Raw genomic sequence first — 2,814 nt, 5'->3', positions numbered from 1 at the left:
TTGCCATGGGCTTTAAAGTTTATTTGGGCTCCCTATGTTGATCGTATCGGTTGGGCTCGTATAGGCGTGCATCGAACCTGGATAGTAGCGATGCAGTTATTGCTTGTCGGATTGCTCTTATTAGCTTCTATGTCTAACTATGAAAGCTTGTTTGGCCCCTTGATTGTTATTTTTCTCATCGGAATTCTACTGGTGAATACCTCGGCCGCGACTCAGGATATTGCAACCGACGGTTTGGCTGTGAAAGTTCTAGCAGAGCGTTTCAGGGGAATCGGAAACAGTGTCCAGGTAACAGGTTTTAAGTTGGGAATGATTTTAAGTGGTAGCGGCTTGTTACTAGGGATAGACCACTTTGGTTGGAGTCTGAGTATGCAGCTTATGGCCTTGTTGTTAGTTCTACTAATGTTGCCAATCTTCACTGGAGCTATCCCTGTTTACCCAAAGGTGACCAATAACTTTGATGCAGGTGTTGCTGATAAAGGCATGGCTAGGGCATTGCCTCTAACTGTCTATAAGGGCTTTTTTAAGCGTTCAAATATGCTTGCTTGGGTATTGGTGCTAATCACCTATAAACTGGCAGACTCCTTAGGCTCGGTAATGATCAAGCCCTTGCTGATCGATAGTGGCTTCTCGCTAGGGGACTTGGCAACGATCACTTTATGGTCTTCTATTGCGGGTTTGCTGGGGGCTGCTTTAGGCGGGTATTTATACCTTCGTCTGGGGGCAAAGAATATGATGCTTATTGCTGGCTTGGCCCAGGCTGTGGGAATTGCTCTCTATACGCTAGTGGACCTGCACTGGGTTGGGATTCTTGGGGTCTATGGTCTAAGTATATTCGAGCAAGCAGTCGACGGCATGTCTACAGTAGCCCTTTTCTCGCTGATGATGGCGCAATGTCGTTCCGGACATGAAGGTGCAGACTTTACCGTTCAGGCCAGTATTCAAGTCTTGGTCTCTGGTTTGGCGGCGGCTCTGGGAGGTCTCTTGGCTGGCATGTTGGGGTATTTTTCTACCTTTGTTGTTGCGGGCGCTGTTGGCTTAGTCAGCTTAGTGTTTGTGTTACATTATTTTCGACAAAAATGATTGATGAAGTTCACACAATAATCGTATAAAATGGCGCTTTTTTGAACGATCAAATTCTGTTCACTCTATATGGCTCATTACAAGAGTTGAAGAATGACTAGGGAATGACCGTTTTGAGGCTTATTTTTTCCTGAATGATAGAGGCGATGAATGTTTACTCGTGATATGACTATAGCTGGCTTTGATGATGAAATAGCAAATGCAATTACTGCTGAAGCAACGCGTCAAGAAGAACACATTGAACTGATTGCATCAGAAAACTACACCAGCCCTCGCGTGATGGAGGCTCAAGGTTCTGCATTAACGAATAAGTATGCTGAAGGCTATCCGGGTAAGCGTTACTACGGTGGTTGTGAGCATGTTGACGTGGTTGAGCAGCTAGCGATTGATCGTGCTAAAGAGTTGTTTGGTGCTGACTACGCAAACGTTCAACCTCATTCAGGTTCGCAAGCCAATGCTGCTGTTTATATGGCGCTTTGCTCTCCCGGCGATACGGTATTGGGAATGAGCTTGGCTCACGGCGGTCACTTGACGCATGGTGCGTCAGTAAGCTTTTCCGGTCGTATCTATAACGCCGTGCAGTACGGTTTGAATGAGCAAACGGGTGAAATCGACTACGATCAGGTTGAAGCGCTTGCTCGTGAACATAAGCCAAAGATGATTGTTGCAGGTTTTTCTGCCTACTCTCGTATTGTTGATTGGCAGCGTTTTCGTGATATTGCTGATGAAGTCGGTGCATTCTTATTCGTAGACATGGCGCATATTGCCGGTTTGGTTGCGGCGGGTGTTTATCCTAGCCCAGTTGGCATCGCTGATGTAGTAACGTCTACTACTCACAAAACCTTGGGTGGTCCCCGTGGCGGTATCATTCTGGCGAAGGCAAATGAAGCGCTAGAGAAGAAATTAAACTTTGCTGTATTCCCTGAAAGCCAGGGCGGCCCTTTGATGCATGTAATAGCTGCTAAAGCGGTGTGCTTTAAAGAAGCTATGTCAGATGAGTACAAGTCTTACCAGTCTCAAGTTGTTGAGAATGCCAAGGCGATGGTTGCAGTTTTCCAGGAGCGTGGCTTTGATGTGGTATCAAATGGCACTGACGATCACTTGTTCCTGCTAGATTTGATCAGCAAAGATATCACGGGTAAAGATGCTGACGCTGCACTAGGCAAAGCGAATATTACAGTGAATAAAAATGCAGTACCTAACGACCCACGCTCACCTTTTGTGACCAGTGGCTTGCGTATCGGTACGCCAGCGGTAACCCGTCGTGGCTTTAAGGCTGCCGAGTGTCAGCAACTAGCGGGCTGGATGTGTGACGTAATTGACGCTTTGGTTAAAGATGCTGAAGATACGAATGCTATTGAAAGTGTTAAGAAGGACGTTATCGACCTTTGTGCTCGCTTCCCAGTATACGCATAAATAGTTAACCCGGTGCGGTGATGAGGCGTTTCCTCATTTCTGCACCTTTGGCCTGCCAGCTGTTAGTGGTTTAGTTGGCTTGCTGCTCTGAATTGGCCTTTCTTCTGAATCAAAAGGTTTTTTGATGCATTGTCCTTTCTGTAGTGCGACGGATACAAAAGTTATCGACTCTCGACTGGTTGCCGATGGCGGCCAGGTTCGCCGTCGCCGTGAATGCCTGTCTTGTAAAGAACGCTTTACTACCTTTGAAACTGCTGAGCTGGTGATGCCGAGAGTGGTTAAGCAGGATGGCACTCGTCAACCTTTTGATGAGGA

At 46.8% G+C, this 2,814-nt stretch carries 2 protein-coding genes and 1 pseudogene; all 3 read left to right on the top strand.

The window, feature by feature from the left end:
• Positions 1–1,083 (top strand): MFS transporter (locus tag A3757_RS12855; protein ID WP_156506311.1); only part of this gene is annotated, 1,083 nt, incomplete at its 5' end.
• A 150-nt stretch (positions 1,084–1,233) separates the two neighbouring features.
• Positions 1,234–2,499 (top strand): serine hydroxymethyltransferase, encoded by a 1,266-nt coding sequence (gene glyA / locus A3757_RS12850; RefSeq protein ID WP_068567846.1) that lies wholly within the window; start codon positions 1,234–1,236, stop codon positions 2,497–2,499.
• Between the two features lie 124 nt (positions 2,500–2,623).
• Positions 2,624–2,814, top strand: a pseudogene (locus A3757_RS12845) (transcriptional repressor NrdR); the annotation flags it as partial.

Source organism: Oleiphilus sp. HI0117 (genome assembly GCF_001635235.1).
This window is presented reverse-complemented; position numbering and strand designations above follow the sequence as displayed.